This is a genomic window from Skermanella stibiiresistens SB22, assembly GCF_000576635.1.
Lineage (GTDB): Bacteria > Pseudomonadota > Alphaproteobacteria > Azospirillales > Azospirillaceae > Skermanella > Skermanella stibiiresistens.
The window spans coordinates 18,945-43,609 of the sequence record NZ_AVFL01000013.1 but is presented as its reverse complement, the minus strand read 5'-3'; the positions used below and the strand labels follow the sequence as shown (position 1 = coordinate 43,609).

Annotated in this window: 26 protein-coding genes; 11 read left to right on the top strand and 15 right to left on the bottom strand. The window is 66.6% G+C overall.

What is annotated here, in order from left to right; translation table 11 throughout:
* The first annotated feature begins 22 nt into the window (after positions 1–22).
* On the top strand, positions 23–877 hold the full coding sequence (locus N825_RS18035; RefSeq protein ID WP_037454978.1) for a metallophosphoesterase family protein: 855 nt from the start codon (positions 23–25) through the stop codon (positions 875–877).
* A gap of 177 nt (positions 878–1,054) precedes the next feature.
* Positions 1,055–2,035, top strand: coding sequence for a porphobilinogen synthase (gene hemB / locus N825_RS18030; protein WP_037455231.1), 981 nt, complete (start codon positions 1,055–1,057; stop codon positions 2,033–2,035).
* Between the two features lie 57 nt (positions 2,036–2,092).
* Here hemB and N825_RS18025 read toward each other — a convergent pair whose 3' ends face one another.
* Both N825_RS18025 and N825_RS18020 read right to left on the bottom strand, forming a co-directional pair.
* Positions 2,093–2,395 (bottom strand): helix-turn-helix domain-containing protein, encoded by a 303-nt coding sequence (locus N825_RS18025; protein WP_037454975.1) that lies wholly within the window; start codon positions 2,393–2,395, stop codon positions 2,093–2,095.
* The gene (locus N825_RS18020) at positions 2,367–2,756 is read right to left on the bottom strand and encodes a type II toxin-antitoxin system RelE/ParE family toxin (protein WP_245613156.1); all 390 of its coding nucleotides are present in this window, start codon (positions 2,754–2,756) and stop codon (positions 2,367–2,369) included. Before N825_RS18020 ends, N825_RS18025 begins: the two co-directional genes overlap by 29 nt.
* 173 nt (positions 2,757–2,929) lie before the next feature.
* On the opposite strand from N825_RS18020, the gene N825_RS18015 reads away from it, so the two are divergent.
* Positions 2,930–5,170 (top strand): heavy metal translocating P-type ATPase, encoded by a 2,241-nt coding sequence (locus tag N825_RS18015; RefSeq protein ID WP_281174368.1) that lies wholly within the window; start codon positions 2,930–2,932, stop codon positions 5,168–5,170.
* Between the two features lie 22 nt (positions 5,171–5,192).
* Here N825_RS18015 and cysE read toward each other — a convergent pair whose 3' ends face one another.
* Positions 5,193–6,059: a serine O-acetyltransferase gene (gene cysE / locus N825_RS18010; protein WP_425423738.1), complete on the bottom strand. Its 867-nt coding sequence runs from the start codon at positions 6,057–6,059 to the stop codon at positions 5,193–5,195.
* A gap of 321 nt (positions 6,060–6,380) precedes the next feature.
* On the opposite strand from cysE, the gene N825_RS18005 reads away from it, so the two are divergent.
* Together N825_RS18005 and N825_RS18000 are read left to right on the top strand one after the other, a co-directional pair.
* Positions 6,381–7,691, top strand: a complete 1,311-nt coding sequence (locus N825_RS18005) for an O-acetylhomoserine aminocarboxypropyltransferase/cysteine synthase family protein (RefSeq protein WP_037454973.1) — start codon at positions 6,381–6,383, stop codon at positions 7,689–7,691.
* Between the two features lie 186 nt (positions 7,692–7,877).
* Positions 7,878–8,612: a hypothetical protein gene (locus N825_RS18000; RefSeq protein ID WP_157619356.1), complete on the top strand. Its 735-nt coding sequence runs from the start codon at positions 7,878–7,880 to the stop codon at positions 8,610–8,612.
* Positions 8,613–8,672: 60 nt separating this feature from the next.
* Here N825_RS18000 and N825_RS17995 read toward each other — a convergent pair whose 3' ends face one another.
* The 4 genes from N825_RS17995 to N825_RS17980 are packed head-to-tail and all read right to left on the bottom strand — an operon-like array spanning position 8,673 to position 12,352.
* Complete coding sequence (locus N825_RS17995; RefSeq protein ID WP_037454965.1) at positions 8,673–9,560, bottom strand: TauD/TfdA dioxygenase family protein; 888 nt, start codon at positions 9,558–9,560, stop codon at positions 8,673–8,675.
* Positions 9,557–10,441, bottom strand: a complete 885-nt coding sequence (locus tag N825_RS17990; RefSeq protein ID WP_037454962.1) for an ABC transporter permease — start codon at positions 10,439–10,441, stop codon at positions 9,557–9,559. The genes N825_RS17995 and N825_RS17990 overlap by 4 nt, the downstream gene beginning before the upstream one ends.
* Positions 10,438–11,301: an ABC transporter ATP-binding protein gene (locus tag N825_RS17985; RefSeq protein WP_084164842.1), complete on the bottom strand. Its 864-nt coding sequence runs from the start codon at positions 11,299–11,301 to the stop codon at positions 10,438–10,440. The genes N825_RS17990 and N825_RS17985 overlap by 4 nt, the downstream gene beginning before the upstream one ends.
* A gap of 28 nt (positions 11,302–11,329) precedes the next feature.
* A complete protein-coding gene (locus N825_RS17980; protein WP_051512530.1) occupies positions 11,330–12,352 on the bottom strand; it encodes an ABC transporter substrate-binding protein in 1,023 nt (340 codons plus the stop codon).
* A 247-nt stretch (positions 12,353–12,599) separates the two neighbouring features.
* On the opposite strand from N825_RS17980, the gene N825_RS17975 reads away from it, so the two are divergent.
* Positions 12,600–13,673: an SDR family oxidoreductase gene (locus tag N825_RS17975; protein WP_037454959.1), complete on the top strand. Its 1,074-nt coding sequence runs from the start codon at positions 12,600–12,602 to the stop codon at positions 13,671–13,673.
* A gap of 22 nt (positions 13,674–13,695) precedes the next feature.
* On the opposite strand, the gene N825_RS17970 is transcribed toward N825_RS17975, so the two are convergent.
* The 3 genes from N825_RS17970 to N825_RS17960 all read right to left on the bottom strand — a co-directional run bounded on the left by N825_RS17970 (position 13,696) and on the right by N825_RS17960 (position 16,682).
* Positions 13,696–15,447 carry an SLC13 family permease gene (locus N825_RS17970; RefSeq protein WP_037454956.1) on the bottom strand — a complete coding sequence of 584 codons (1,752 nt, stop codon included), beginning with the start codon at positions 15,445–15,447 and terminating at the stop codon, positions 13,696–13,698.
* A gap of 42 nt (positions 15,448–15,489) precedes the next feature.
* The gene (locus N825_RS17965) at positions 15,490–15,936 is read right to left on the bottom strand and encodes an RrF2 family transcriptional regulator (protein ID WP_037454953.1); all 447 of its coding nucleotides are present in this window, start codon (positions 15,934–15,936) and stop codon (positions 15,490–15,492) included.
* 158 nt (positions 15,937–16,094) lie between these two features.
* On the bottom strand, positions 16,095–16,682 hold the full coding sequence (locus tag N825_RS17960) for a LysE family translocator (protein WP_037454951.1): 588 nt from the start codon (positions 16,680–16,682) through the stop codon (positions 16,095–16,097).
* Positions 16,683–16,892: 210 nt separating this feature from the next.
* On the opposite strand from N825_RS17960, the gene N825_RS36625 reads away from it, so the two are divergent.
* On the top strand, positions 16,893–17,393 hold the full coding sequence (locus N825_RS36625) for a septal ring lytic transglycosylase RlpA family protein (protein WP_084164863.1): 501 nt from the start codon (positions 16,893–16,895) through the stop codon (positions 17,391–17,393).
* 43 nt (positions 17,394–17,436) lie between these two features.
* Here the strand turns inward: N825_RS36625 and N825_RS17950 are convergent, their stop codons facing one another.
* Positions 17,437–17,640 (bottom strand): hypothetical protein, encoded by a 204-nt coding sequence (locus N825_RS17950; protein ID WP_157619354.1) that lies wholly within the window; start codon positions 17,638–17,640, stop codon positions 17,437–17,439.
* 312 nt (positions 17,641–17,952) lie between these two features.
* On the opposite strand from N825_RS17950, the gene N825_RS40805 reads away from it, so the two are divergent.
* Positions 17,953–18,075 (top strand): hypothetical protein, encoded by a 123-nt coding sequence (locus N825_RS40805; RefSeq protein WP_281174367.1) that lies wholly within the window; start codon positions 17,953–17,955, stop codon positions 18,073–18,075.
* Positions 18,076–18,204: 129 nt separating this feature from the next.
* Here N825_RS40805 and pspC read toward each other — a convergent pair whose 3' ends face one another.
* The 4 genes from pspC to N825_RS38985 form a co-directional block, all read right to left on the bottom strand.
* Positions 18,205–18,645, bottom strand: coding sequence for an envelope stress response membrane protein PspC (pspC, locus tag N825_RS17945; RefSeq protein WP_051512528.1), 441 nt, complete (start codon positions 18,643–18,645; stop codon positions 18,205–18,207).
* The gene (gene pspB, locus N825_RS17940) at positions 18,642–18,872 is read right to left on the bottom strand and encodes an envelope stress response membrane protein PspB (RefSeq protein WP_037454945.1); all 231 of its coding nucleotides are present in this window, start codon (positions 18,870–18,872) and stop codon (positions 18,642–18,644) included. The genes pspC and pspB overlap by 4 nt, the downstream gene beginning before the upstream one ends.
* 3 nt (positions 18,873–18,875) lie before the next feature.
* Entirely contained in the window at positions 18,876–19,553 is a 678-nt protein-coding gene (gene pspA, locus N825_RS17935; RefSeq protein WP_037454942.1) for a phage shock protein PspA, read from the bottom strand.
* A 92-nt stretch (positions 19,554–19,645) separates the two neighbouring features.
* The gene (locus tag N825_RS38985) at positions 19,646–19,801 is read right to left on the bottom strand and encodes a hypothetical protein (RefSeq protein WP_157619352.1); all 156 of its coding nucleotides are present in this window, start codon (positions 19,799–19,801) and stop codon (positions 19,646–19,648) included.
* Between the two features lie 190 nt (positions 19,802–19,991).
* Between N825_RS38985 and pspF the strand changes: the two genes are divergently transcribed.
* The 3 genes from pspF (at position 19,992) to N825_RS36620 (ending at position 24,617) form a co-directional block, all read left to right on the top strand.
* Positions 19,992–21,059 (top strand): phage shock protein operon transcriptional activator, encoded by a 1,068-nt coding sequence (gene pspF / locus N825_RS17930; protein ID WP_037454939.1) that lies wholly within the window; start codon positions 19,992–19,994, stop codon positions 21,057–21,059.
* A 91-nt stretch (positions 21,060–21,150) separates the two neighbouring features.
* Positions 21,151–22,134, top strand: a complete 984-nt coding sequence (dctP, locus tag N825_RS17925; protein ID WP_051512527.1) for a TRAP transporter substrate-binding protein DctP — start codon at positions 21,151–21,153, stop codon at positions 22,132–22,134.
* A complete protein-coding gene (locus N825_RS36620; RefSeq protein WP_051512526.1) occupies positions 22,131–24,617 on the top strand; it encodes a sensor histidine kinase in 2,487 nt (828 codons plus the stop codon). Before dctP ends, N825_RS36620 begins: the two co-directional genes overlap by 4 nt.
* Positions 24,618–24,665: the final 48 nt, after the last annotated feature.

Sequence of the window (24,665 nt, the reverse complement as noted above, 5' to 3'; positions counted from 1 at the left end):
CGGCAACCCCATCTGGGAATCCATGAAGAGAACCGTCGCCCATATCTCCGACCTGCATTTCGGCCGCATCGATCCCATGGTGGTCGAGGCGCTGGTGGAGGATTTGACCGAGCAGAAGCCATCGCTGGCGATCATCAGCGGCGATCTGACGCAGCGGGCGCGGCGTGGCCAGTTCGAGGACGCGCGGGCGTTCCTCGACCGGCTGACGATGCCGTACATGGTGATACCGGGCAACCACGACATCCCGAACTTCAACCTGTTCGGCCGCTTCACCGATCCCTACCGCAACTACAAGCGCTATATCAGCGAGGATCTCTGCCCGGTCCACCAGGACGACGATTTGGTGGTGGTCGGCGTCAACACGGTGCGGCCGTGGATCCTCGACTTCGCCGAGGGCCGCATCAGCAGGTCGCAGATCAAGAACATGCACCGGACGCTGCGCGACGCCGGCCCCGAGCGCTTCAAGATCTTCTTCACCCACCACCCGTTCCTGCCGCCGCCCGACGCGCCGGAGACGACGCTGGTCGGCAGGGCCCGGCTGGCGCTGCGCCGGCTGGAGGACGCCGGGGTCGACCTGATGCTGGCCGGCCACCTGCACAAGGCCTACAACGGCGACATCATGAGCCACCACACCAAGGTCGCGCGGTCGATCCTGGTGGCGCAGGCCTCGACCGCGACATCGACCCGGCTGCGGAACGAGCCCAACGCGTACAACTTCATCACGATCGACGGGCACGGCGACGACGCCACCGTCACTTTCCTGGTGCGATCGTGGGAGGGCGCCCGCTTCACGCCCGGTTTGAGGAGCAGCTATGTCAAGAAGAAGGACCGTTGGGAGCTCCAGGCACAAGATCCGGGATTGAGGCCGCTTGCCTGAAGGGCGTACAGTCCCTGCCGCCACTAACGAGTTCCAGGTCCGATGTTCACCAAGCTGTTCAATCGGCAGGCCGCCCGGCCCGCCGGATCCCCGGTCACACCGCCCGTCACGGCCGCCGCCGCCGCGATCGACGCCGCGGCGGCCGATCTCGCCGCCAAGCGGCAGCTCAGCCTGCGCATGCGGCCCCGGCGCAACCGGGCCGACGCCTGGACCCGCAGGCTGGTCGCCGAGAACCGGCTGAGCACCGACGACCTGATCCTTCCCATCTTCTCGGTGGACGGCGAGAACCGGCGCGAGCCGATCGCCTCGATGCCCGGCGTGGAACGGCTGTCGCTCGACCTGCTGGTGGCCCATGTCGGCGAGGCGGTGGAGCTGGGCATCCCGGCGGTCGCCCTGTTCCCGGTGACGCCCATCGACCTCAAGACGCCCGATGGCGCCGAGGCCGCCAATCCCGATAACCTGATGTGCCGCACGATCCGGACGCTGAAGAGCCAGTTCCCCGAACTGGGCTTGGTCGGCGACGTGGCGCTGGACCCCTACACCAGCCATGGCCATGACGGCTTGGTGCGTGAGGACGGCGTGATCCTGAACGACGAGACGGTCGAGGTGCTGGTGGCCCAGGCGCTGGCGCAGGCCGACGCCGGCATCGACATCCTGGCGCCGTCCGACATGATGGACGGCAGGATCGGCGCCATCCGCGACGCGCTGGACGCCCGCGACCACCAGCTCGTCCGGATCTGCTCCTACGCCGCCAAATACGCGTCGGCGTTCTATGGGCCGTTCCGCGACGCGCTGAACACGGGCGGCTTGCTGAAGGGTGACAAGCGCACCTACCAGATGGATCCGGCGAACACCGACGAGGCCCTGCGCGAGGTCGCCCTGGACCTGCAGGAGGGCGCCGATATGGTGATGGTCAAGCCGGGCATGCCGTATCTGGACATCGTTTCCCGGGTCAAGCAGACCTTCGCCGTGCCGACCTTCGTCTATCAGGTCAGCGGCGAGTACGCGATGCTGAAGGCGGCGGCCGCCAACAGCTGGCTCGACAACGACAAGATCGTGATGGAAACCCTGCTCGCCTTCAAGCGCGCCGGCGCCGACGCGATCCTGACCTACTCCGCGATCGAAGCCGCGAAGCTGCTGCGCCAGATGCGGGGGTGACATTGACTGGAGCCGACCTCTGAATGGCGGCGGTCGGCTGCAAGGCTTTGGACACCGTCACGTCAGGGCGGACAACCCCTTGCGATCGACCACGTCGAGCAATTTGGCAGCCGGCCCACTCGGTTTCTTGAGACCCTGCTCCCACTGCTGAACGGTGGTCTTGCCAACACCAAGAAACGCCGCGAACACGGCTTGGCTGACTTGGTTCTTGGCCCGAATGCGTTGGATATCCTCCGCGGAGAAAAGTCTCTTCGGCGGCAGGCAGAGCGCGTCGAACTCCCACATGGTGACATTGTCCATGTAGCCCTTGTCGTGGAGACGCTTCGCCGACTTATGGACGTTTTCGAGAATTCTGCTCATCACACGTGATCTCCAGAATCAGGCCTTCGGCGATCTGCCGCTCGAGCGTCGCGTTGGCGTGTTTCATATACTCATCACCAAGGTTCTGGAGAGCCTTCTTCTCCTTCTTGGTAATATTGTCCTTCTCGTTCTTGGCGAAACCATGAAGGAAGATCAAACGATCGCCCTGCCGGTACGCGGCGATGGTCCGGTAGCCGCCGCTCTTGCCGCGACCGAGTGCGGCAATCCTTTTCTTGATCAGGAAGCCACCCAATCTGGCATCGACCAGACCGTCCTCTATCTCCAGCGCGACTGCGCGAAGCATGGCGTCCGTGACCCCATCTCCTCGCGCCCAGTCATCGAATTCAAGGTCCTTGAACACTCTAACAGTCACGATTTGTATCACCCAGTGATATGAATTTCAAGCATCTCGACTGGGAGAAGCGCATGGACCCGCTTACGGAAGCATTCACGAGGGGCGCGGCAAAAAGTCCTTGACCTTCCCACGACTGGAAGCCCCATCCATATGGGTTGATGAGAGTCCAGGAGGCAGTCATGGCCTATGCCGCGGCCGAAGCGCATACCAGCGAAAAACCCAGCACGCCCGATCCGGTCGAGATCGATCTCACCATCGAGGGCATGACCTGCGCGTCGTGCGTCGGGCGGGTGGAGAAGGCGCTGCGCCGGGTTTCCGGCGTCACCGAGGCGTCCGTCAACTTGGCGACCGAGCGAGCGCACGTGGTAGGTACCGGCATCGACCAGGGAACACTGATCGCCGCCGTGGACCGCACGGGCTTCCACGCCAGCCCGATCGTCGCGGACGAGGCCGGAGCGGGCCACAAGGCCGCCGACGCGGCCCGCGAGCGGCGGCGGCATGATCTGATCCGCGTGCTGATCGCGGCGGCGCTGTCACTGCCGCTGGTCGGCGGCATGATCGGTGACCTCGTAGGGCTCGACATCATGGTGCCGGGCTGGGCGCAGTTCGCGCTGGCGACGCCGGTCCAGTTCTGGCTGGGGTGGAGGTTCTACGTCGCCGCCTTCAAGGCCGTGCGGGCCGGGGCCGGCAACATGGACCTGCTGGTCGCGATCGGGACCTCCGCCGCCTGGGGGTTGAGCACCTACCTGCTCCTGACCGCCCATGCGGGCCATGCGCCGCACCTCTATTACGAGGCGTCGGCCGTGCTGATCACCTTCATCCTGCTGGGCAAGTGGCTGGAAAGCCGGGCCAAGGGCCAGACCGCCGCCGCGATCCGCGCGCTGATGGACCTGCGGCCCGATACCGCCCGCGTCCGCCGCGACGGCGTCGAGCGCGAGGTCGCGGTCGAGCGGGTGCGCGTCGGCGACATCGTCATGATCCGCCCCGGCGAGCGCGTCCCGGTCGATGGCCGGGTGGCCGAGGGCGAGGGCTCGGTCGACGAGAGCATGCTGACGGGAGAGAGCCTACCGGTCGAGAAGGCTCCCGGCGCCGCCGTCACGGGCGGATCGATCAATGTCGATGGGTTGTTGGCGGTCGAGACGCTGGCGGTCGGATCGGAGACGACACTGGCCCGCATCGTCCGCATGGTCGAGGGCGCCCAAGCGTCCAAGGCGCCGATCCAGCGCGTGGTGGACAAGGTCAGCGCCGTCTTCGTCCCGGTGGTGCTGGTGATCGCCGCCGTCACCTTCGTCGCGTGGTGGGCCGTGGGTGGCGACCTGGAACACGCGATCCTGACGGCGGTGTCGGTCCTGGTGATCGCCTGCCCCTGCGCGCTGGGTCTCGCCACCCCGACCGCGATCATGGTCGGAACCGGTGCCGCCGCCCGCCACGGCATCCTGATCAAGGACGCCGAGGCGCTGGAACGAGCTCACGCGGTCACCGTCGTGGCGTTCGACAAGACCGGCACGCTGACCGAGGGCCGGCCGCGCGTGACCGATCTGGTGCCGTCAGCCAGTATGGACAGGAGCGTGTTGCTTCGGCTGGCGGCTTCGCTCCAGCACGGCAGCGAGCATCCGCTGGCCCGCGCGGTGCGCGATCTGGCCGAAGCCGAGGCCGTCGGCGCCGTCCCGGTGACCGGCTTCAAGGCGCTGGCCGGCCGCGGCGTCTCGGGCATGGTCGAGAGCCGCGCGCTCCTGCTCGGCACGAGGCGTTTGCTGGCGGAGAACGGTTTGGCGCCCGGTGACCTGGAAGGCGCCGCCGATGGATTGGAGGCTTCGGGCCGCACGGTGTCGTGGCTGGCCCAGATGGCGCCGGATGCCCGCGTGCTGGGTTTCGTCGCGTTCGGCGACACCGTCAAGCAAGGTGCCGGCGAGGCGGCCGCGGCACTGCGGGCGCGCGGGATCGAGACGGTGATGGTCACCGGCGACGGCTCGGGCGCCGCCAACGCGGTGGCGCGGGAGCTGGGAATCGACCGGGTGTTCGCCGAGGTCCTGCCCGGCGACAAGGCCGAGGTGGTGGCCCGCCTCAAGGCCGAGGGCAAGACGGTCGCCATGGTCGGCGACGGCGTCAACGACGCGCCGGCGCTGGCCGCCGCCGATGTCGGGATCGCCATGGCGACCGGCACCGATGTCGCCATGCACACGGCGGGCATCACGCTGATGCGCGGCGATCCGGCCCTTGTCGCGGGATCGCTCGACGTGTCGCGGCGGACCTACGCCAAGATCCGCCAGGGCTTGTTCTGGGCCTTCGCCTATAACGTGATCGGCATCCCGCTGGCGGCGCTAGGCTATCTGAGCCCGATCCTCGCCGGTGCCGCCATGGCGCTCAGCTCTGTCAGCGTCGTCGCCAACGCGCTGACGCTCCGAGGCTGGAAGCCGTGAGGTCCCAAGCCGGCTTTCGCCCTCAGATGCTGTAATCCGGCTCCGGGAGGCTCTGGTCCATGGCCAGGGCCGCCGCCGGGCCGCTGCACCAGCCGACCACCTTGGCCGGGACGCCGACGACGGTGGCGCATTCCGGCACCTCCTTCAGCACGACGCTGCCGGCGCCGATCTTGGCGCCCCGGCCAATGACGATGTTGCCCAGCACCTTGGCACCGGCCGAGATCAGCACGCCATCGCGCACCTTGGGATGGCGGTCGCCATGCTCCTTGCCGGTGCCACCCAGCGTCACCTCCTGGAGGATCGACACGTTGTTGCCGATCTCGGCGGTCTCGCCGACCACCAGACCGGTGCCGTGGTCGATGAAGACGCCGCGCCCGATCGGCACCGCTGGATGGATGTCGATCGCGAAGACCTCCGACACCCGGCTTTGCAGGAAATGGGCGAGGCTGTGGCGGCCGTGGGTCCATAGCCAATGGCCGATGCGATGCCATTGCAGCGCGTGGAAGCCCTTGAAGTAGAGGAACGGCGTCAGATAGCTGTCGGCGGCGGGATCGCGCTCCAGGATGGCGATCAGGTCGGCCGCTCCCGCGTCGACGATGCCGGGATCCTCGATCAGGGCCTCGTGGGTCAGGCGCTCCAGCCGCTCGGCCGGCATGTTGCGGTCGCCCAGCTTGTGCGCGAGCAAGGCGCCCAGCGCGCTGGCGTAGTCGTCGTGGAACAGCACGGCGCCATGGATGAACCCGCGCAGGATCTCCTCCTCCGCCGAGATCCGCACCGCGTCGGCGCGCAGCAGGTTCCACACCTTGTCGCTGGGACGCGAGACCGACACCGGCGTCGTCATATCGTCCGGCGCGGCGAATTCCGGCACCGCGAACTGTACTTCACTCATGGACCCGTTGCTCCCACGCGCGACGATGCGATGACCGGGCCGCGTCGCGACGGCCGAACCCTGGGAGGGAACATAAGGTCTCCCGGCCATGAAGCAATGTCGATCATCACACTCGACAGAAAAGTCGTTCCAGCAAAGTCGCGATGCAGGCGCCCGATGAATATACATGACGCGCCTGCTGAATATCCGAGAGATACACTTCAATTCACACATCATCTCACGAAGGCGATACACAGCGGGCCCGCGATCGTGTAGCGTGGCGCCCACGCGGACCTGAACCGCACTCAGGAACGAGCCCAAGAAACGAGGAATCGCGAAGCCATGAGCGCCACCGGCAAGACCCCCGACGCCCCCCATCCCGAGACACTGGTCCTGCACGCCGGTTATCGCGCCGATCCCGCGACCGGCGCCGTCGCCGTGCCGATCTATCAGACGACGTCGTACCAGTTCCAGCACACCGAGCACGCCGCCAACCTGTTCTCGCTGAAGGAACTGGGCAACATCTACACCCGCATCATGAACCCGACGACCGATGTGCTGGAGAAGCGCATCGCGGCGCTGGAGGGCGGCGTGGCGGCCCTGGCGGTCAGCTCCGGACAGGCGGCGTCGGCGCTGGCGGTGCAAAACCTGGCGCAAGCCGGCGACAACATCGTCAGTTCCACCAACTTGTACGGCGGCACCTGGAACCTGTTCGCCAACACGCTGAAACAGCAGGGCATCGAGGTCCGCTTCGTCGATCCGACCGACCCGGAGAACTTCCGCCGCGCCACCGACGAGCGCACCCGCGCCTATTACGCCGAGACGCTGCCCAATCCCAAGCTGACCGTCTTCCCGATCCGCGAGGTCGCCGACATCGGCCGGCCGTTCGGCATTCCGCTGATCGTGGACAACACCGCCGCCCCCATCCTGGCGCGGCCGTTCGACCATGGCGCGGCGGTGATCGTCTATTCGACCACCAAGTACATCGGCGGCCACGGCACCTCGATCGGCGGCATGATCGTGGACAGCGGAACCTTCGACTGGGCGACCCACGCGGAACGCCAGCCCCTGCTGAACCAACCCGACCCCAGCTACCACGGCGCCGTCTGGGTCGAGGCGGTCAAGGGCATCGGGCCGGTCGCCTACATCATCAAGGCGCGCACCACCCTGCTGCGTGACCTCGGCTGCGCGCTCAGCCCGTTCAACGCCTTCCAGATCATCCAGGGTCTGGAGACGCTGCCGCTCCGCATCCGCGAGCACAGCCGGAACGGCGCCGCCGTGGCGGAATACCTGTCGAAGCACCCTTCCGTCACCAAGGTGATCTATCCCGGCCTCCAAAAGGGTCTCGACCGCGAGCGGGCCGACACCTACCTCAAGGGCGGCTACGGCGGTTTGGTCGGGTTCGAGCTGCAAGGGGGCCGCGACGCAGGCCGCGCCTTCATCGACGGGCTGAAGCTGCTGTATCACGTCGCCAATATCGGTGACTCGCGCAGCTTGGCGATCCACCCCGCCAGCACGACCCACTCGCAGCTGACGGCGGAGGAGCAGTTCTCGACCGGCGTCAGCGAGGGGTATGTCCGCCTGTCGATCGGCATCGAACATATCGACGACATCATCGCCGATCTGGATCAGGCGCTGGCGGCCAGCCGCTGACACTCGGCCGCTGATCTTCCACGGGCCGGGTGCGGATCGGTGATCCGTACCCGGCCCATTAACGAAAAAATCACGAACCCCCTAATCTCTATTGAGTTGGTCGTGATTATGGGGAATGATGGAGCCCTGTTGATGACGCATGCCTGATAACGGATAAACGACGGAGGAGCGATGCCTATGGATGCCATGATCATTCCACTGACGTCGCGCCGGAACGGTCAACCGGGCGCGGAACCTGCCTTCAATCCCGACCGCCACCTGGCCATCGAGCCACCGGCTTGGTCGGTCAGCCTCCGCGGGGAGGCGCCCAGCCATCGCCAAAGCCCCGCTTCGATCGCCGCTCCCTTCCGCGTCCTGGGCGCCGAGGGTGTCATGGCGATCGGCGCCGCCACGCGGCTGGGCCATCCACCGCTGAAATTCCTCGCGGCGCTGGCGTCTCACCCGATGATGATCGACGCGGTCAGCGCGCTGGCGGGCACCTGGGTCGTCCCGGCGCCGGTACCGGCCGGTGGCGAGCGCTTCAAGCCCGCCGACGCCTTCGACGTGATCCTGAGCCTGACCGACGATGGCGCGTGGCGCGCCGGTTTCGCCATGATCCAGTGTCCGGGAACCGTGCTGCGCCAAACCGGCGGGATGCCCGCCGCCTACATCCGCCTGACATTCCTGTCCGAGGACACCGTGGTCAGCCTCCGCGACGTCGAGGACCGCGTCGGCGACCCCGACCAGGCGCGTGTCGCCTGGGTCCGCCACAAGGCCCTGATCACCCACCGCAAGCTGGGCCGCCTGATCGGCAACGTCGGCGCCAACCAGGATCGGCGCGCCTTGGCGCACGAGCTGTGGGACGCCCTATCCGACGCCGAGCACGCCGTGGAGGCGCTGACGTCGGAGTCCGAGGGCTTGGATATCTTCTACGCGAATTGAGGGGCGGGGGGAGCGACCCGCCGGATCATCCAGCGAGCCTCCCCCCTTACGCCAGCAGCGTCACGCCTTGTGACGGGCGCGGATCTGCGTGCGGTGCATCAGGCGGCGGTGCTGGTTGTCGAAGCTGTCGCGGCGGTGCATCGTGACGCGGTTGTCCCACATCACCAGATCGCCCTTCCGCCAGGAATGGGCCCAGGTGAACTTGGCCTGCGCGACATAGGCCCACAACTCGTCCAGCAGGGCCTCGCCCTCCTCGATCGGCAGGCCCACCACATAGGCGTTCAGGCGGCGGCCCAGGTACAGGGCGCGGTCGCCGCTTTCCGGGTGGGTGGTCACCAAGGGGTGGACGGTGCCCGGCGAGGTCGAGAGATCGGTCGGCCGCTTGTAGCCGTGGCGCAGGTAGCCGCCGCTGTTGGTCGTGCTGTCATGCTTGAGCGACAGCGTGTCGACGCGGGCGCGCAAGGCGTCCGGCAGCGACTGATAGGCCAGCACCGTGTTGAGGAACCACGTGTCACCCCCCGTCGGCGGCACCTCCAGCGAATAGAGCACGCTGCCGAGCGGCGGGTCGGGCAGGAACGACATGTCGGTGTGCCATGACGCCTCGCCGGCGCCCAGCGCGCCGATCGCGACGCCGTTCTCGATCACGTTGGAGATGACGTAGATCTCCTCGTAACCGGGCACGAACTGCTTGCCGTTCTCGTTGGGTGGCGCCTTGTCGAGCGTGCCGAAGCGGCGGCTGAACGCCAGCAGGTCGTCGTCCGACAGGTCCTGGCCGCGCAGCACGATGACGCGATGGTCCAGCAGGGCCTGGTTGACGACCTGGTACTGACGGTCGTCCAATCCGCCCGACAGATCGATCCCGGTGATTTCGGCACCGAGCACCGGCGAGGTCGGGGTGACCTGGATATGGTCCCGCGTCGCGTCGAGAAGCGTCGAGCTCTGGCTCATCGCTGCATTCCCCATTTTCTGACCGTGTTGATTTCCAAGGTCCGGAAGATCACGCTCTCGACCAGCAACCCGATGATGATCACCATCAGCAGGCCGGCGAAGACGCTCGGGATCTCCAGTTGATTTCGATTCTCGTAGATGAACCAGCCGATGCCGCCCGATCCGGAGCTGACGCCGAACACCAGCTCGGCCGCGATCAGCGTGCGCCACGCGAAGGCCCAGCCGATCTTCAACCCCGTCAGGATCGACGGCAGCGCCGCCGGCACCAGGATCAGCATGACGTAGCGCAGGCCCTTCAGGCCGTAGTTCTGCCCGGCCATCCGCTGGGTCTCGCTGACACCCATGAAGCCGGAATGGGTGTTGAGCGCCATCGGCCACAGCACGGCGTGGACCAGCACGAAGGTGATGCTGCCCTCCCCCAGGCCGAACCACAGCAGCGCCAGCGGCAGCAGGGCGATCGCCGGCAAGGGGTTGAACATGGAGGTCAGCGTGCTCAGCAGGTCGTTGCCGAAGCGCGTGGTGACAGCCAGCATGGTCAGGACCGCCGCCGCGACGATGCCGATCGCGTAACCGACCAGCAGCACGCGGAGCGAGGTCAGGCAGCGCTCCAGCAGGTTGCCATCGACCAGGCTGGTCCACAGCGTCGCCAGCGTCTCCGACAGCGTCGGGAACATCAGCGGGTTCTGCGACCACACGGCGTAGCCTTGCCACGCGGCGCCCAGCAGGACCAGGATCAGGACGCGGCGGGCGAGCGTGTTGCCGGCCAGCCGCTCCCACGGGGAGAGCGGCCGGCTGATGTCGCCGATGACGCCAGCCTCCAGGACCTCGCGCTCGAACTCGGGGCGGATCTGGGGGACCAGGCGGTTCTGGTGGGAGGTCATGGCCGGGCGGCCCGCGTCGTCTTGACCGGCGCCGTCGGCTGGTCGGCGAACAGCATGGTGTGGATGCGGTTCTCCAGGGCGGCGAAGCCCTCGCTCTTCTCGTGGCCGAAGGCGTGGGCGTTCAGTTCGGCCTTGACCTGCCCGGGATGCGGCGACAGCACCAGGATGCGGTTGCCGACGATGATCGCCTCCTCGATCGAGTGGGTGACGAACAGCATGGTGAACCGCACGTCGTCCCACAGCTGGAGCAGTTCCTCCTGCATCCGGCGGCGGGTCAGCGCGTCGAGCGCCGCGAACGGCTCGTCCATCAGCAGGATTTCCGGCTCCGTCGCCATGGCTCGGGCGATGGCGACCCGCTGCTTCATGCCGCCCGACAAGGTGTGCGGGTAGCTGTCGCGGAAACGGTCCAACCCGACCTTGGCGATGTAGTCGCGCGCCCGCTCGGCCGCCTCCTTGGCGGGAACGCCGCGGGCGCGAAGCGGGAACAGCACGTTCTGGAACACCGTCTTCCACGGCAGCAGCTGGTCGAATTCCTGGAACACGACCATGCGGTCGGGACCGGGGCCGCGCACCGGCTCGCCATTCAGGCGGATGGCGCCCTCGACCGGCTTGATGAAACCAGCGACCGCCTTCAGCAGGCTGGACTTGCCGCAGCCCGACGGCCCCAGCAGGACGAAGCGGTCGCCCCGATGGACCTGGAAATCGACTTTGTACGTCGCGGTGACGAGCCGGTCGTCCGTCTTGTACTGGAGCGTCACGTCATCGACATCGAGCAGCACGCCGGAGTCGACATCCCGCGCTGCGCCATCCTGCGTGGAAAAAGGGAGAACGCGGCCCATGGCTTTCGGTGCCTCCGTCATGCGGTTGGATTCCCGGCGTCGCGGATCATCAGCTGCCGGCGCGATCGTGCAGATCGGGGAAGAACAGCTCCCGCCAATCCGCCGGCTTGTTCTTGATCGAGCCGACCCGCGCCATGAAATCGGTGTATTTCAGAATGTTCTGTGGCGTCGTGGAGTACTGGATCTCGGGATCGGTGATGATCCGCTCGATGAACTCCGGCGCCAGCTTCGAGTTCTCCAGGCGGATATAGATCTCGGCGGCCTTCGCCGGGTTCTCCTTGATGAAGGCGCCAGCCTCGTCCATCGCGTCCAGCACGGCCTTTGCGGTCTTCGGATTGTCCTTGACGAAGCGACCGGTGGTCCACAGCGCGCTGAACGAGCCCGGGCCGCCCAGCACGTCGTAGGAGCTGATCACCCGGTGGATCTTGTCGCTCTCAAGCTGCTGGTACTGGAAGGGCGGGCTGGTGAAGCTGGCGGTCACCTCGGTCTTGCCGGACAGCAGGGAGATCGTCGCCTCGGGATGGCTGAGCGAGACGGTGCGGGTGTCCAGCTTGGCGTACTGACCCTCGCCGAACTGCTTCTCCGCCGCCATTTGCAGGATGATCGCCTGATACGACAGCTTGACCGTCGGCACCGCGATCCTGTCCTTCTCGGTGAAATCGGCCAGGGATTTCACATCGGGGCGGTTGGTGTTCAGGTAGGCCGGCTGGGAATTCAACGTTCCCAGCGCGCGGACATCGACGTTGGAGCGGGTCTTGTCCCACAGGATGATGAAGGGCGGGATGCCCGCCGCCGCGAATTCGGCGCTGCCCGACAGCAACGCGTCGTTGACGGCGGACGGACTGCCAAGCGGCGTGTAGGTGGCGGTCAAGTCACCGAGGCCCGCGTCCTTGGCGTGCTTCTCGACCAGCTTCAGGTCCTGCGCCACGTAGAGCTGGAGATAGCCAAGGCCGAGCTGGCGGGCGAACCGCACGCTGGACACCTCGGCCTGGGCCTGAGCACCCAGCAGGCACAGGGCCGCGGCCACACCGCCCGCGATCATCCTGTTCACCGCCCCATCGATCCGCGTCATATCGATCCGCCTCGCTTATTCACAGAAATTTTTGATAGAATGCCAAAAATAGCGGCATGGCACCCTGTTCATTCAAGCCTCCACCATATTTGTCACATTCTCGGATTGTCAAATTGATTCCCTCGCAGACGAGCTTACGCGTTTTCGCATGGTACAATTTTTAGATTTAGCCATTTGATCTGAAGACAGTTCCGTTCCGTTAACGGATGGGCTGTTTTTTTACCCCGAAGCCATTGGAGAGACCCTCATGTTGAAATCCGCGCTCATCGTCGGCGCCGGCGGTATCGTTGGCGGCAATCTCGCCGAAAGGCTGATCGAGGATGGCTGGACCGTCCACGGACTGGCGCGGCGGCCAACCTTCCGCCAACCGGCGATCAAGCCGATCGCCGCCGATCTCACCAAGGCCGAGGAGACCGCCACCGCCCTCAAGGGCCTGGACGTCAGCCACGTCTTCATTTCCGCCTGGTCGCGCCAAGCCACCGAGGCGGAGAACGTCCTGGTCAACGGCGGCATGGTGCGCAACTTGATGGATGCCATCGGAGCGGCGCCCAGCCTCAAGCACGTGGCATTGGTGACCGGCCTCAAGCACTATCTCGGTCCGTTCGAGGCCTATGGCGCGGGCGCCGTGCCCGAGACCCCGTTCCGCGAGGAGCAGGGCCGGCAGGAGGTCGCCAACTTCTACTACACCCAGGAGGACGAGGTCTTCGCCGCCGCCAAGCGCGAGGGCTTCGGCTGGAGCGTCCACCGCCCCCACACCATCATCGGCTACGCCGTCGGCAACGCCATGAACATGGGCGTCACGCTGGCGGTCCACGCCGAGATCTGCCGCGAGACCGGCACCCCCTTCGCCTTCCCTGGCTCCGCGACGCAGTGGAACGGCTTGACCGACATCACCGACGCCCGCCTGCTGGCCCGACACCTGGAATGGGCGGCGACCTCGGACGCCGGCCGCGACCAAGATTTCAACGTGGTCAATGGCGACATCTTCCGCTGGAAATGGCTGTGGCCCCGGATCGCTGCGTATTTCGGCGTGGAGCCCGCCCCCTTCTCCGGCGAGATCCGCCCGCTGGAGCAAGCTATGGCGGACGCCGCCCCGATCTGGCGCCGGATCGCCGAGCGGCACGATCTGGTCGAGCCCGATGTCGCCCGGCTGGCATCCTGGTGGCACACCGACGCCGACCTGGGGCGGCCGATGGAGGTCGTGACCGACATGACCAAGAGCCGCAAGGCCGGCTTCCTGGACTATCAGAGCACGCCCGACAGCTTCTACGACCTGTTCGCCCGGCTGCGGGAGGAGCGGATCATCCCCGACCACGGGTGACGCGGGGTCACCCTTCCGGCGCTCAGAACCCCCAGACGCGGGGAATGATCAGCAACGACAGGACGATCACGATCAGCTCCAGCGGCAGGCCGACACGCCAGAAATCGCCGAACCGGTAGCCGCCGGGGCCGAGGATGATCGAGTTGTTGTGGTGGCCGAAGGGCGTCAGGAAGTCGCAGGACGCCCCGATCGCCACCGCCATCAGGAAGGCGTCGGGCGAGACGCCGAGTTGCCGGGCGATGCTGATCACCACCGGGGCCATGATCACCACGGTCGCGGTGTTGTTCAGCACCGGCGTCACCGCCATGGTGGCGAGCAGGACCACCACCAGCATCCCGAAGGCGCCCGCCTGGGGCGCCAGCATGATGACGGCGTCGCCGATCCTGTCGGCGAGGCCGGTCGTCTGCACCGCCGTGCCGAGCGGGATCATGGCGCCCAGCAGCGTGATCACCGGCCAGTCGACGCCCTCGTAGAGGGTGCCGAGGCGGATGACGCGGGTCGCCAGCATCGCGATCACGGCGCAGGTGAAGGCGACCGCGGCGGAGGCGAGGTCGAAGGCGGCGATGGCGACCGAGATGCCGAACAGGGGAAACGCCAGGATCGAGCGCTGGGGCTCGAACTCCAGCTTGCGGTCGGCCAGCGGGACGCAGCCCAGCTCGGCCATGGCCTCGGCCACGATGTCGCGGTCGCCGTCGAGCAGCAGGATGTCGCCGGCGCTGAGGTTGGCGTCGCGCAGCCGTCCCTCGAACCGGCGGCCCTGACGCGACACCGCGACCAAGTTGACGCCCCAGCGCTGCCGGAGGTCCAGCGACAGCGCGCTGCTGCCCTGGATCAGGGCGTTGGGGATCACGATGGCCTCGGTCAGGACCAGTTCCCGTCCGCCGGCACCCTGCGCCACCAGGGCGAAGCCCTCCAGCTCGACCAGATGGCGGAGCGTGGCGGTGTCGGTCTCCAGCAGCACGATGTCGCCGGACTGGAAGCTGACGGTGCCGGGACGGGCGAAGACCCGGCGGCCATCGCGGATGGTGCCGATCACCTTGGCGCCGTGCTCGGCCTCCAGATGGGCCACCTTCCGGCCGGCCCAGGGCGAACCGGGCCTGACGAGGGCTTCGGTCACGTAGTCGCTGACCCGGAAGCGGTCGATGTCGTCGCGTGGAACGCCGCGCTCGCGCGGGATCAGGCGCCAGCCGACCAGCGCCAGATAGGCCACGCCGGCGACGCTCACCGCGAGGCCAATCGGCAGGAAGTCGAACATCAGGAACCGGTTGCCGGTGGCATCGGCCCGGAACGTCGAGATCAGTAGGTTGGGCGGTGTCCCGATCAGCGTCGTCATGCCGCCCAGCAATGTCGCGAAGGACAGCGGCATCAGCAGGATGGCGGGCGAGTAGCCGTACCGCTTGGCGGTGGAGAGCGCTATCGGCATCAGCAGCGCCAGCGCCCCGACATTGTTCATGAAGGCGGACAGCAGCGCCCCCAGACCGCAGACCGCCGCGACATGCCCGGCCGGAGAGGTGATCCCCGCCGTCAGGCGGTGCGCCACCTCGTCGACCACGCCGGAGCGCCCCAGCGTGCGGCTGATGATCAGGACCATGGCGACGGTGATCACGGCTGGGTTGCCAAACCCGGCGAAGGCGGCTTCCGGGCGGATGATGCCGGCCAGCACGCAGGTCATCAGGCCAGCCATGGCGACGATGTCGAAGCGCCAGCGGTCGAGGATGAACACCCCGAGCGTCGCTCCCAGCACCACCAGGAGCGCACCCTGTTCCCACGTCATGCGGTCACCCGGTTGCGGTTGCCCGGTGCCTACCCGGTCCGGTTATCCGGTGCCGCGCAGCAGCTCCCGGACTTCCCCGCCGTTCAGTGCCCGCGTGAGAGTCATGCTGTCAAGGATTTCCGTGGTCGCGTCGTGGACCGAGGCGAAGACCCGGCGCACCGCGCACCGCTCCTCGTCGACGCAGTCGTCGCACTTGCGATAGGCCATGCGGCTGAGGCACGGCAGCGGCGCCAGAGGGCCGTCGATGATCCGCACGATCTCGCCGAACGTGATCTTGTCCGCCGATTTCAGCAGCGCGTAGCCACCGTTCTTGCCGCGCCAGCTCTGCACGACGCCCTGATGCTTGAGATCGAGCAGGATCTGTTCGAGAAAGCGCTTGGGCAGCCTCTGCTTCTCGGCGATGTCGCCGATCATCAGCGAATCGCCCTCGTCAAGTTCGGCGAGCGCCAGCAGGGCCTGCAACGCGTACTTGGCTTTCTGGGACAGCAACTCCCGGTTCCCTCTGGTTCAGTCTGGAGAACGGCCTTCCCGTAGGGAACACCACATGTTGATTATGGAATATAGTGCGGTGCGGACAAAGCCGCAAATCGCCAACCACGGTAATTTGATCGAAATGATGCAAATGAGCCACGCGCCGGCGCGAAATCTCACCCCGCGAAGGCGGAACCGGAAATGATCACGGCGAAAAGCCCCAGCACGGCGGCGCTCGCCCGCCCCACCCATAGCCGCCGTGAACCACTGGCATCGCCAACCGTGAGGCTGGCGCCGATCGTGATCCAGGTGGTGGCGAGGACGGCGATCAGCCCGACGAGGCTGGCGAGGTAAGGCGTGGCCGCAATGAAGTCGCCGCTGGCGAGATGAGGGATCACGGTGAAGGCGAAGATCAGCGCCTTGGGATTCAGCAAGGTCGTGACGAACACCCTGTCGAACGGAACCGGCGCCGGATCGATCGACGCGGTGACGGCGTTCCAGTGGCGCCAGGCGAGATAGGCCAGGTAGCAGCCGCACAGGACGCGAAGCAAGGGATTGAACGGCGGCCAGGATTGCGCGATCGGTCCCAGCACCAGGGACAGCGACAGGATGGAACACAGGTATCCCGCCGCCTCGGCCACGATCAGGGGCAGCGACCGCCTAACCCCCACCGCGGCGCCGGAGGCGGCCAGCAGCGTGTTGGTTGGTCCGGGGGTGGCCAGCAGGCCGATGACGGCCAGGAGGAATGCGACAGGATCCGTCATGGAGCGTCCATCACCCGAAAGATAACCACTCGAAAGATACAGGCCTCACCATCGATGATTCCCCGCATGAAGGCTAGGGCGAATCCTAGTATCGGACGATTTGTCGCCGCGTGAAGAAAAACACGTCACCCGACTACCACTTAATCAAGCCGGAACCCCGGACGAGGGACCGATGTTTAGGTGCCACGTCTTGGAGGGGTGGAAATCGGCATGCGTACTTACGTGGTTTCATTTGTCACGGCACTTGGGTTGAGCGGCGCGCTTCTTGGGACAGCCATCGCCCAGGAGAAATCCAGCGACGGCAAATCCGATGACAGCGTCGTCATCGAGGGCGAGGCCTCCTTCTACGGCGGCAAGTTCAACGGCCGCAAGACCGCCAACGGCGAGAAGTTCGACGAGAAGAAGCTGACCGCCGCTTCAAAGGAGTTGCCGCTCGGTTCGACCGCGACGGTGACGCACGAGGAGACCGGCAAGTCGGTCGACGTCAAGATCAACGACCGCGGTCCCTATGTCGAGGGTCGTGTGCTCGACCTGTCGAAGGCGGCGGCGAAGAAGCTCGACATGATCGATGACGGCACCGCGCCGGTCAAGATCGAGGTCGATCCGGACAACCAGCCGAACGACAAGGTGCGCGAGAAGGTCGAGGATCTGGCCGAGAAGCAGAACGGCGGCGGTGACGGTAAAGGCAAGGAAACCGCGAAGGCCGACTGACGGCGCTCTCCGTGCGAACCAGACTAAGCCGGGCCCGAAAGGCTCAGACCAGGATGTTCAGAACCGTTCCGATGGTTCCCGACCCGAGCGGCTGATTGGCGTCCTTTGCCGGGCCCGGCGCCAGGATGCTGGTCTTGGCTCTTCCCGCATCGGCGTCGGGCTGAACGCCGGGATCGATACCCTTCTTCGCCTTTTCGACATCAGCGCAGTCGCGGCACACATAGCCGTTGACCATTTCGATGGCCATGGATCCGATCCTCGGAAAATCGATGACCATCATGCCATGCCATGACCGATCGGGGGATCAAGACACGGTAACATCCTCGTGAGTGGCGCCGCGGCGGAACCCCACGACATCTTGGCGGGTTGAGTCTGGAGCCGGGGTGAAGCAGCGGTGGCCGCCGGAGTTGAGGAATGCTTGGTTAAATTAGCGTAAACAGAACTAGATTAAAAATCAGGCAACTGGCGGCGGATCACAAAAACGACATAGGGCTTCATTTTACCCCTACCAACCGTCCCGCTGTTGCACCACTCTAATTAGCAACGAAGGAGAGGATACATGGAAATCGCTCTGATAGCTTTGATCACCTCTGTTGCCGTCGCTGGCTGCTACCATGTCGCCAACACGCCGCGCCTCATCCCGGTGCGCGTGCGCTCGAACCGCCGGAGCCAGCGCCGCTGACCGTGGTCCCGCCGGTCATCCTCGAACCGGCGAGATCACGACCGACATCGAATGGAAACGGACCTCGACCCGGATTCAAACCCGGGCCGAAGCCTTTTCCACAAACCGCTCGATGGGCCACCCGCTCGGTCAGCGGTCGAGATCGCCGATCGCGCGGTTCAATTCGAATTCCTTGGATGAGACGTATGTCTCCATCCCGCCCAGGCGTCGTTCCATCTCGCGGAACTTGTGCCGGAGCCCCGCCAGGGTGACGTCCGGTTTGGCCGCCACCGAACGCCAGAAATCCTCCTCCTCGCGGCTGGCGTAGACCCGCGCGGGTTTGTGCTTGAGCACCAGCGCCGCCAGTAGATAGGCGCCCACGACCGGCATCGTGAAGAACACAGCCCCCAGCACGGCGAACACCCGGACGAGACGGACCTTGACCCCGAGATAATCGGCGATGCCCGCGCAGACGCCGAACAACTTGCCCCGCGTCTGGTCGCGATACAGCCGATGCGGGTTGGGCGAAGCGAAGGGCGAACCCGGCCAACCGCCGGACGGATCGCCGGAATTGTCCTCACGCCACGTCATTGACGGTTCCTCCACCCCGGAGCCTCGGCGTCCAGGATCTTCTCCAGACTGACGATCCGGTTCTCCATCCTTCCGGCGCTTTCCCATAGCTCGGCCAGGGTATGCTCATCCTCGGCGGTCAGCCCCTTCGAGGACCGCCACTTGGTGATGTAGTGGAAGATGATCCAGAGCGGTGCCACGATCGTCATGAACAGCACCGACAGGACCAAAACGCCTCCGCCGCCCATGGCTTAGCCCGCCATCGGCTTGGAGTTGTGCAGGCGGGCCTTGAGGTCCGCCAACTCCTGCTCGACCTTGGTCGAGGCCTCAAGGTCGGAGAACTCCTCGGCCAGCGTCTTCTTGCGGCCGATGTCGAAGGCTTCGACGCGGCCTTCCATCTCGTCGAGATTGCGCTCGACCTGCTCGAACCGGGCGAAGGCCTCGTTGATCCGATCGTCGTGCAGGCGGCCGTTGACCTTCAAGCGGTTAGCCGCCGACTTCTGGCGCATGACGATGGCCTTCTCGCGCTTCTTGGCGTCGGTCAGCTTCTCCTGGAGACGGCTGATGTCCTCGCCGCTCTTGGCCAGCGACTCCTCGATATGGACCAGCTGGTGCTGGAGCATGTCGATCTGCTCGGCGATCTTGGACTTGGCGACCAGGGCGCCCTTGGCAAGGTCCTCGCGGTCGCGCGACAGCGCCAGTTCGGCCTTGCGCTGCCACTCCTCCATCTCGCGGTTGAGCGTGCCCAGGCGGCGCTCGATCTCCTTCCGCTCGGCGATGGTCTTCACCGTGCTGGAGCGGACCTCGACCAGCGTGTCCTCCATCTCCTGGATGACGAGGCGGATCAGCTTCTCCGGATCCTCGGCGCGGTCCATGATGGCGTTGAGGTTGGAGTTGACGATGTCGGTCAGGCGCGAAAAAATGCCCATGATGTCGTGTCCCGTATGTCGGTTCGTTGATCTGGCTTGGGGCCAAGCCCGCGGTCAGGCTTGGGAATTCTCGATGGTCCGGCGAGGTCCGGTCAGCCCAGGAAGGCGCCCGTGATCAGGCCTGCGGCGAAGAACACCCATGTCTCGGTCGAGCGGGTGCGCAGATAGGCCAGAAAACGCTCACCGGTGCTCCGCGTGGAGCGGGCAGTGCCCTGATAGGTCGTCCGGTAGCGTGTGTAGTCCTGCATGTCTGTCTCCAAAGGGAACGGTCATGATGTCCATCCCGGTATTGCAGTCCGCGTGCCAGTTCCGGCTTTCATCATCAACTCATTGAAATCATTGAATTTCCAGAAAAGGGCAAAGCCGCACTCCTTGGTATTGATGGTGGATGTCGCCATATGATGGCGAGAAATCTCATTTATTGGCGAAATCGACCACATGGCTGGTTCCCCTCCTGATCTCCCAGCGTTGATGGGCGAGTCGCCTGCCTTCCAGGCGATGCTCGAGCACGTCTCGAAAGCGGCGCCGCTCAACAAGCCGACCCTGGTGATCGGTGAGCGCGGCACCGGCAAGGAGTTGGTGGCGGCCCGCCTCCACTACCTGTCGCGCCGCTGGGACCGCCCCTTCGTCAAGCTGAACTGCGGCGCGCTGGCCGAGTCGCTGCTGGAGAGCGAGTTGTTCGGCCACGAGGCCGGCGCCTTCACGGGCGCCGTCCGGCGCCATGTCGGCCGGTTCGAATTGGCCGACGACGGCACCCTCTTCCTCGACGAGATCGCCAACGCGCCGCCGTCGGTCCAGGAGAAGATGCTGCGCGTCATCGAATATGGCGAGTTCGAACGGGTTGGCGGCTCCACCACGCTGGCGACCAATGTCCGCCTGATCGGAGCGACCAACGCCGACCTGCCGGCACTGGCCGATCGGGGCCGCTTCCGCGCCGACCTGCTGGACCGGCTGAGCTTCGACGTCATCACGATCCCGCCGCTCCGCGCCCGACCGGAGGACATTCCGCTGCTGGCGGAACACTTCGCGGTCGCCATGGCGCGGGAGCTGGAGCGGCCCTATTTCGCCGGCTTCACCGACCGGGCCAGGGCGCTGCTGCTGGCCCATGATTGGCCGGGCAATGTCCGCGAGTTGAAGAACGTGGTGGAACGCGCCGTCTACCGCGCCGAGCGGCCCGACCGGCCGGTCGACACCGTCGTGCTCGACCCCTTCGCCTCGCCGTGGCGCCCGGCGGCGCCAGCCGGCGCCCCGGCTGCCGGCGCGCCGGTCCCGGCTCCAAGCGCCTCCTCCCCGCCCGTGCCCGTCGACTTTCCCGAAGCCGTCCGCGCGTTCGAGACCGGCCTGCTCCATGCCGCCCTGGAGAGGAACCAATTCAACCAGAAACGCGCCGCCGCCGAACTGGGCCTGCGCTATCACCAGTTCCGCGGCCACCTCCGGAAATACGGTTTGCTTGAGGATCCGCCGGCCCGCGCCCCGGCGCGCGGTCGGGACAAGGCGGCGATTTGATCGACATCAAACCGCGAAGGCCCCGATCCTGTTACGATTTTGAATTATGCGAAAAAGCCTAATCCTTTCGATAAGGGCGAGCGTCGTGATCATGGCCCTCGCCGCCACCACGGCCGCCGCCACGGGAAGCGCCCTCGCGCGCCCGATGCTGCTGGTGTCGACCGAGAATGGTCCCGATCATGTCCAGACCCGCATCGTCAGGCGCTTCGTGGAGCGGGTGATCGAGTGCTGCGCCGACCGCGTCGAGATCGACCACCGCTTCGGCGGCGAGTTGTATCGTGACCGTGACGTGCTGGCGGCCTTGATCCAAGGCAAGGTCGGCATGGCGGTGGCCGGCACCTGGCAGCTTGGCCAAGTGGCTCCCGATGTCGGAGCCTTCATGATGCCGGCGCTGTACGGGCGCTCCGCCGAGGAGACGGCGCTGATCCAGGACGGACCGGCGGTCGAGGCGATGAATAGCCAGATCGAGGACGGCCTTGGCGCCGTCGTGCTGGGCCGGTGGATCGGCCTGGGCTTCGCGCAGGTCTTCTCGACGCGGAAGCGGATCGACGACGTGGACGATCTGGTGGGACTGCGCGTCAGGTCGCCGGGGGGTGTCGCCAACGCGTGGCGGCTGGCCGCCCTGGGGGCGGAGCCGATCACGATCGCCTGGGCCGACCTGCCACGCGCCCTGGCGGAAAACAGGATCGACGGCCTGATCAGCTCCTTCGCGACGCTCGACAGCATCTCGCTCTGGCGGCGCGGGGTCCGGTTCGCGCTGGAGGACCGGCAGTATTTCTCGCACTACGTTCCGCTGGTCTCCGACTATTTCTGGCGGCGGATCGACGAGGCGACCCGCCGTGATCTGCGCGACGCCTGGAATGGCGTGGTCGAGGAGGGACGCGTCATGGCCGCGCGGGCCCAGGAGGAGGCTCGGAACCGCGCCGTCGCCGCCGGTGTCCGGATCGTGACGCCCACGCCCGAACGGACGGCCGCCGTGAGGGCCCGGCTGCTCGCCGGCCAGGAGGCGGTGATGCTGCGGTCAGGAGTTTCCCGCCAAGCGATCGAGCGCGTTACCGAGGGCCTCCGGGAATGACCGGCGCTCGGAGCGAACAAGACGACCGACGGAACCGTCAGGTCTTCTCCGCCCTCTCCGGAACCACGGCGTTCGCCGTCGTCACGGTGGGCTTGGTCGTCCTGCTGCTGGCCATCGGCCTGTGGAAGGACAGGGAAGACGGTTTGGCCGAATTGCGCCTGGAGGCGGAGACCCGGGCCGTCCTGCTGGCGCAGCACGCCGACGGTGTCCTGCGCCAAGTCGACATCGCCTTGGCGGCGGTGGCCTTCGACCTGGAGGAGCGGGCCGTCGCCGTGACGGCATCGTCCGGCGACGGCCCGCTCCTCCAGCGATTTCTCGCGCGCCATCTGCCGGCGGGAGGCTGCCTCGTCGTCCTGGATCCGGAGGGCGTGGCGCGGTCGTCCGCCTGCCCGAGACAGGTCGACCTGGAGATCGACCCCGCCACCCTGGCGGACCACGCGAGCGGCCGGATCACCAGTGGCGTGGGGCATGACCACGCCTTGGGCCTGATCGGGGTGCGCCGCTCCATCCTGGACCGTCAGGGACGCTTCCTCGGCATCGTCCAAGCCAGTTTCGAATCGGCGGCCATGCTCGGCCATGGGCGGCGATTCAGCGACGATCAGGTGGACGCCCTGGCGATGCGCGACGGCAACGTCGTGGTCGGACCGACCGACCTGTTCACCGGACGCTGGCGGCGGGTGGCGACCGACGCGATCGGCATGATCCGAGACCTCGACGTCGCCACCGGCGTGCGGCTGGCCGAGCGCGACGGCCTGATCGCGGTCGCGGCGCAGACCAGCGCCCTGCCCCTCCTGGCGGTGTCGGCGACCCCGACGGCGGAGACGCTGGCCGCGTGGTGGCGCACCGTGTCGATCGCGGCGCTGATCATCGGCATCCTCGCGGCGGGCGCCATGCTGCTGCTGTTCCGGCTGTCCCAGATCGAGCGATCCCGCGCGTCGGTCCTGTCCGAGCTGCGGCTGAAGGACCACGCGCTGGCCCAGTCCAGCAACGGCATCATGATCTGCCGGGCGAGCGGTGACACGCCGATCGTCTGGGTCAACCGGGCGTTCGAACGGAACACGGGCTACGTCCTCGCCGAGGTGCTGGGCCGCAACCCCCGCTTCATGCATGGCACCGAGACCACCCAGCCGGCCCTGGATCAAATCCGCCAGGCGCTGCGGGCCGGCGCCGGCGCGCTCGCCACCGTCCGCAATTTCCGGAAGGACGGTTCGCTGTTCCACAACGAGGTCAGCATCGCCCCGGTGCGCGACGACGAGGGCCGGCTGACCCACTTCATCGGCATCCAGCACGACGTGACCGACCGCATCGCGGCGGAGCGGGCGCTGGAGGACCGGCTGCGGTTCGAGCACACCCTGCTCGACACCATCCCGCTGCCGGTCTTCTTCAAGGGCATGGACGGCGTCTATATAGGCGCCAACCGGGCGTTCGAGCAGGCGCTGGGCTTGGAGCGGGGCGCCATCAAGGGATTGCGCGCGACCGACATCGCAGATCCGGACGCGGCCGAGGCCTACGCGGCGGCCGACCGGCGGCTGGCGGAACAGGGCGGTTCCACGACCTTCGAATCGGTGATCCGGCACGCCGACGGCAGCCGCCGCGCCGCGATCATCAGCAAGGCCGTGTTCCTCAACGCGTCCTCCGCCAGGGCGGGGATCATCGGGGTGTTCAACGACATCCACGAGATCAAGCGCCGGGAGGCGGAACTGGCCAGTCTGGTCGACCAGCGAGATCGCGAGCGCGCCCGCGCCGAGGAGGCCAACCGGGCCAAGTCGAACTTCCTCGCCTGCATGAGCCACGAGCTTCGGACCCCGCTCAACGCCATCCTGGGCTTCTCGGAGATCATCCACGACCGCTGCTTCGGCGACGACCTGGAGCGCTACGCGGAATACGCCGGCGACATCCACGCCAGCGGCGAGCACCTGCTGTCGCTGATCAACGACATCCTGGACCTGTCGAAGATCGAGGCCGGCAAGCTCGACCTCTCCCCGACCAGCCTGGGGATCGAGCCGGTGGTCGCCTCCGTCATCCGGCTGGTGCGCCAGCGGGCGGAGGACCATGGCCATACCCTGCGCGTCGATCTGGAACAGGCGCCGGACGAGAATTCCGGCGAGGAGCTGTTCGCCGACGAGCGCGCGGTCAAGCAGATCCTATTCAACCTGCTGTCCAACGCCATCAAGTTCACCCCCGACCGGGGCCGCATCGACCTCGTCTGCCGGTCCGGCCCCCACGGGTTCGTGGAGATATCGGTGTCGGACACCGGCATCGGCATCCCGGCCGACCGCCTGCAAACCGTGCTGAAGCCGTTCGAGCGGATCGACACCGCCTATACCCGGACGCAGGAGGGGACGGGGCTGGGGTTGTCGCTGGTCGACGCGCTGGTCAAGGGACATGGCGGCGGCCTGACGATCGAGAGCACGATCAATGTCGGAACCCGGGTCGTGATCACCCTGCCGACCGCCAAGCTGGCCCCCGGCATGGCGGCGTGAGCCGATCCATCGACCAGAGGGTCGCACGCCGACGGTATTTGTGATAAA